Origin of the sequence: Methylobacterium oryzisoli (genome assembly GCF_046557895.1) — a bacterium.
Taxonomy (GTDB): Bacteria; Pseudomonadota; Alphaproteobacteria; order Rhizobiales; family Beijerinckiaceae; genus Methylobacterium; species Methylobacterium oryzisoli.
The window spans coordinates 1-5,330 of sequence record NZ_JBKIBX010000095.1; the positions used below are offsets into that span (position 1 = coordinate 1).

4 protein-coding genes and 1 pseudogene are annotated in these 5,330 nt (G+C 57.6%); all 5 read left to right on the top strand.

The genetic code is table 11. The annotated features are described in order from the left end of the window. Window positions 1–198: transposase (locus tag ACKUB9_RS33980; protein WP_410826035.1), on the top strand; the 198-nt coding region annotated here is incomplete at its 5' end. Window positions 199–553: 355 nt separating this feature from the next. Continuing rightward, window positions 554–1,834, top strand: coding sequence for a M4 family metallopeptidase (locus tag ACKUB9_RS33985; RefSeq protein WP_407519517.1), 1,281 nt, complete (start codon window positions 554–556; stop codon window positions 1,832–1,834). Beyond that, on the top strand, window positions 1,831–2,139 hold the full coding sequence (locus tag ACKUB9_RS33990) for a protealysin inhibitor emfourin (RefSeq protein WP_407519518.1): 309 nt from the start codon (window positions 1,831–1,833) through the stop codon (window positions 2,137–2,139). Before ACKUB9_RS33985 ends, ACKUB9_RS33990 begins: the two co-directional genes overlap by 4 nt. A gap of 195 nt (window positions 2,140–2,334) precedes the next feature. Beyond that, window positions 2,335–4,146 carry a di-heme-cytochrome C peroxidase gene (locus ACKUB9_RS33995; protein WP_407519519.1) on the top strand — a complete coding sequence of 604 codons (1,812 nt, stop codon included), beginning with the start codon at window positions 2,335–2,337 and terminating at the stop codon, window positions 4,144–4,146. Window positions 4,147–5,095: 949 nt separating this feature from the next. Beyond that, window positions 5,096–5,263, top strand: a pseudogene (locus tag ACKUB9_RS34000) (IS630 family transposase); the annotation flags it as partial. Window positions 5,264–5,330 lie beyond the last annotated feature (67 nt).

Genomic DNA, 5,330 nt, shown 5'->3' on the forward strand with positions numbered 1-5,330 from the left:
CCGCCCTACAGTCCCGAGTTGAACCCGGTCGAGCGTGTCTGGCTCTACCTGCGCGAGCGCTATCTCTCCCATCGGCTCCTGGCCGACTACGAGGCCGTCGTCGAGGCGTGCTGCCAAGCCTGGAATGCGCTCGCGGCAGAGACCGGCTGCATCAAGTCCCTCTGCGCCTACCCCTACCTGGAACAGACCAGTTCATAAGACGGGCGATATAAATAGGGCTTCTACAGGGATTCAAGCTCAAACTGCTTAGCTAGACTCCTGTTCCTGCACCTCATACGGCCGATTCAACATTTGTTGAAGCATAAAGAAGGATTTCACGTCAGTTTGGCACAAGATGATGCAAGGGGCGACTTATCCATCTGCTCAACAAGATGCTCAGCAGCCTTTTCTGGGCTCTTTGAGTGCATCATATCTGCTGAGAACTGAGCGGGCCTGATACAATAGGTGCGGTCTGCCCAGAGATGCGGTACAATAAGCTACGCATTTGCGAGATGTCGGTCACAACATGAGGAGACGCGTTATGCCTCTCACTTGCCGGTGCCGAAATTGCATCATGCCACCGCATATCCTCAAAAGGTTGCTGGAGAGCGAAAGCGAGGATGTGCGCAAGGCCGCCATGGCCACGTTGATGAGCACGGAGCGGCTACGAGGCCAGCGTTCGCTTCGTGCCATGATCGGCGTTGGAGTTGCCCCCGCACCCACGAAGGGCCGCCGGAGCATCTTTGACTGCAAAGGGAGTGTCAATCTCAGATCGGCAAGGCTGGTCCGGACTGAACAAGGCCCCGCCTCAAAAGATCCATCCGTCAACCATGCCTTTGACGGTCTCGGCACGACCCGCGACTTCTATCAGAAAGTCTTCAACCGGAATTCAATCGACGGCAAAGGCATGCGGCTTGACGGCTACGTGCACCGCGGAATGTACTACAACAACGCATTCTGGGACGGACAGGAGATGGTATTCGGGGATGGCGATGGGATTCTCTTCAGTGATTTCACCGGGTCTCTGGATGTGATCGCACATGAGCTGACCCACGGCGTCACCGAACACACGGCTGGCATGGAATATCATAACCAGTCGGGCGCTTTGAACGAGTCGATGTCTGATGTATTCGGGTCGCTTGTAAAGCAGTGGAAGTTACGCCAGTCCGCAGATGAGGCGGATTGGCTCATCGGTGCAGAGATATTCACTCCTGCTCTGAAGGGAGACGCCCTTCGCTCTGTGAAAGCGCCCGGCTCCGCTTACGACAATGCCGAACTGGGCAAGGATCCACAGCCCGACCATATGAGCAAATATGCGCGCCTTCCCGACACTGAAGATGGCGACTTTGGCGGGGTACATATTAATTCTGGTATTCCCAACAGGGCCTTCTACCTCGCTGCGACCAATATCGGAGGCAATGCCTGGGAGGCGCCGGGACTAATCTGGTATGAGTCGCTAAGGGCGTCAGACGCTACGACTGATTTCCAGGAGTTTGCCGACACCACAGCCGCGAAAGCCGGGCAGCTCTATGGTGCGAACAGCAAGGAGCGAGAAGCAGTCACCGACGCCTGGGGCGATGTTGGCATTCGCGTTACGTCGCCGAGCGCTGCACGGGCTCGTGCTCTGGGCGAAACGGTCGAGCAAGGCCGTGATCGCGATGCGGACCCGCTTGCGGCACTGATGCGCCATATCGAGACGCTGTCGGTCCAAGTGGACGCGCTGGCTCAGGAGGTGAGTGCTATCAGGGGCGCGAGCCTGAACGGGCCTGCAACTTCCGACATTCACCCAGCAGCGTCCGGGGACGGCAGCCGCCGGAGCGGCCGTGCGAGTGCGTACCGGAAGGAACTCGCGTGAAGGTCAGCTTCGCCCGCAAAGGTGGCTGGACAGCCACCTTGAACCTGCGCCGCCCTCCAGCAGTGCTTGACATCGATGCGCTGCCGCAAGAGGAACGCGAAGAGGTGAAGCGGCTCATTCGAGCCGCCTTCACCCACCAAGAGCAAACAGGCGATACCGGAAAGAGGGCCGCAGGCAGCTATACCATCACGGTGGACGATGGGAATAAACAGGAGACACTGTCTGTCGCTGATGCCGAAGAAGAGAAGCAGCCTGCTGCTGCTGCGCTCCGCCAATGGATCGAAGCTCGTTTGCCTCGCCAATAGGCTCACCGTGGGAGTCAGCTAAGCTCCATATGTCACCGTTGCAGGATTTTGCGCGGCCGAAGCTGCGAGCGGCAGTTTGCGGGCTAGCGAGATCCGGCGTGCGATCCTGTGTCGAGATGCATGGAGTCATGTGAGGCAGACGCACCACCCACATCTTTGCGTATTCGTTTGTTCTTTGATCTTTGGGGAACGACGATGTCGAAACGATTGCTGCTTGGATGTCTATCTTACCTCGTGACTGGCCAGGTTTGGGCGCAGACTCCCGAACCGTCCTTCATCTCCCAAAGTCCTGACTGGACCGCATCGGCGCGGGCGGACTTCTACACGCGTGACCAAGGTTCGAGGATCATCCCGCTCGCCTGGGTTAGGGCTCTGAAGCAGCCGAATGGCGAGCCGTTTCTGGCGGACAGCCTGGCGCGCTACGGCTACCTACCCAATCCGGTGAATAGCGAGGGCCTGCCAGTCGGGTTCATGGCCTCTGGGATCACCGGGTCGCGGACCCTCGCCATGAACTGTTCGGCCTGCCACACACGGCAGATCACCGTCGAGGGACGCCCCTATCGCATCGACGGCGGCCCGGCCTTTGCTGATTTCCAGAGCTTCCTCACTGATCTCGACACGGCTGTTGGTAAGGTGGTGAACGATGCCGCAACCTTCGACACCTTTGCCGCAATCGTACTGCGCTCCACCTCACCCGATCCCAGAGATACCGCTGATCTAAAGACGGCGGTCTCATCCTGGTACGAACGCTATCACACGCTCATAAGCCGGGCCCTGCCGAAGCCTCCGGCGCAGCCTTGGGGTCCAGCCCGGCTTGACGCGGTCGGCATGATCTTCAATCGTCTCACCGGTCTCGATCTCGGACCATCGCCAAGCCGCTTAATCCCCGAGAACATCAAGGTGGCTGATGCGCCAACCCGCTACCCCTTCCTGTGGAACGCCGCGGTCCAGGACAGAACCCAATGGCCGGGTTTTGCCGAGAACGGTGACGATGTTCTAGCGCTGGCCCGCAACCTTGGGCAGGTCCTTGGAGTGTTCGGGGTCTTCGAGCCGAAGCGCGATGGCGTCCTGTTCAGCTTCCTAAACAACAACTCTGCGAATTTCGACGGACTCGGCAAGCTTGAAGAGCTTGTGAAAAGGATCCCGCCGCCGAAATGGCCGTGGTCGGTCGATGTGACGCTCGCAGCCAAGGGGAAGGAGATCTTCGATCGACCAACCGCGACCGGGGGGTGCAACGACTGTCATGGGATAAAACCGGGTGCGCGCCGACTGTTCAACCCTAACACGTGGTCAACGCCCATACAGAATGTTGGCACAGACACTCGCGAGTACGGTGTGTTGGCCTGGACAGCGAAGACAGGGGCACTCAGAGGAGCCTTTATCCCGCTCGTGACCTCGCCGCTTCGAGAGACCGACACGGCCTTCAACGTCCTCCGTGTTTCAGTCCTCGGTTCGATCGTCGAGCATACCGTGACTGGCGGGCTCCTGACCTCAGCCTCGGCCGATGCGCCCCGTTCGGAGATCCGGGGTCAGTTCTCGGAGCATATTGACGCCCCGGCGTCGCCGACGACCGGTCGGGAGCTGCGCCTACCGCCGCAGCTTCGCGAACTGCAAGACGTCTACTCTGTGCCGACCACGGTACCCGAAGAGCTGCGCGGCATGGAATCAACGCGGGCCGCGGCTGCGACCCCTCCGAAAGGGGCCTACGCATCGCGCGTCATGCAGGGCATCTGGGCGGCGGCGCCCTACCTGCACAATGGCTCCGTCCCGACCCTAGCCGACCTTCTCAAGCCCAGTGACGAGCGTCCAAGGGAATTCAAGATCGGTCCGGCCTATGACAGGGACAAGATTGGCCTTGCTGTCGAGCAGCCACAGTCTAATTTCACGCTGAAGACAACGGATTGTACGGATCTGAACTCTGGAAGCAGCCGCTGCGGCCACGAGTTTGGAACTCAGCTTTCAGCGGATGAGAAAAGGGCGCTACTTGAGTATATTAAGACACTCTGATGGTGCCAAACTGCATGAAACCTGGAGTTAATGTCAGCGGCGGATTTATGGGCGCATCTGCGACTTCCATCGACTTAGCGTAACTGCCTGCAAAATGTGAGGGAGTGCTTGAATATGAGTCGAGTTACCGACATTAGACCGGATGCTACTCCGTACGAAGTTCGATCGGCTAAATGAAATAATAAGCTGAGCTCAACAGCAGCCTGGAACAGCGTTGTGCTGATTTGATTTGCTTTGTCGCCAGGTGACAAGAAAGTGGGGGACTAACCGCCTCACGGCGGAGCCAGGCTTCGAAAGAGTTGAGGTTGGTGCCGAAGGTGTTGTCCAGCGCACTAGGTTGGTGACGCGCTTGCTTAGGATGTTCTTGCCCAGGTCGATCCCGAGTATCGCGATCGATACTGCTCTGCTCCTTCCTTAATCTCGGCGCCCATTGAAAGCGTAGCAGGGCAAGCCTGGCACGAAGCGCCACCTCTTAGTGGACGCCTACGGTACACAGCTCGGTGGGAGGCTCACTGAAGGACTTCTACCACGTGATGACTCGGCTCACGACGAGTTTGAGGCTAACTTAGCGTCAGATGTCAAGCTCACGGCCGTCGTGGCATTCAGGCGGCAATCGGGTCCAGAACCCACGGGTGAGTGGTAAACATGTTGGGATAAACATTCAAGTATCATTTCTTTTATTTTACCCACCGCGCCGAAAAAAATCGCCTGACGCAGCATTTGATATGCTGTACTCTTCCCTATCGTCGGAACTTGCGATGAAGGAAATAGCCAATGATTCGGGCTCAATTACGATTTGTCCATTAGCCCTCAAGTGTACTTTATTATTATATTCTTTCAACATATCCCTTAAAAACTTCTACACAGATTTCATTAGCGCTCTAAACTTCTATACGTCAACTTTTATTCTCGCCAGAACATGTGAGTTGGTGCGGACTAGGCGCTTTTGCGTCTCAAAATCGAGCTGCACTTGTTCGAGTTCGATCTCCAGGCCACCATCAAACGCTACTTGGCCGACACGAACCGCGACCCCAAGTCCTTCATCTGGACCGCCGATCCCGACAAGATCATCGCAGCCGTCCATCGCGGGCACCAAGCGTTAGAGTCGATCCACTAGAGCGTTTTCGGTTTGGGCTGAGTCGGTGCGGGGTTTTCGGGTCTGCTGCGGTGTGATTCCCTGATCG

Excerpts from the sequence above, each read along its gene's own strand:
- ACKUB9_RS33985 (WP_407519517.1), top strand. The coding sequence starts at position 554 with ATGCCACCGCATATCCTCAAAAGGTTGCTGGAGAGCGAAAGCGAGGAT.
- ACKUB9_RS33995 (WP_407519519.1), top strand. The coding sequence starts at position 2,335 with ATGTCGAAACGATTGCTGCTTGGATGTCTATCTTACCTCGTGACTGGC.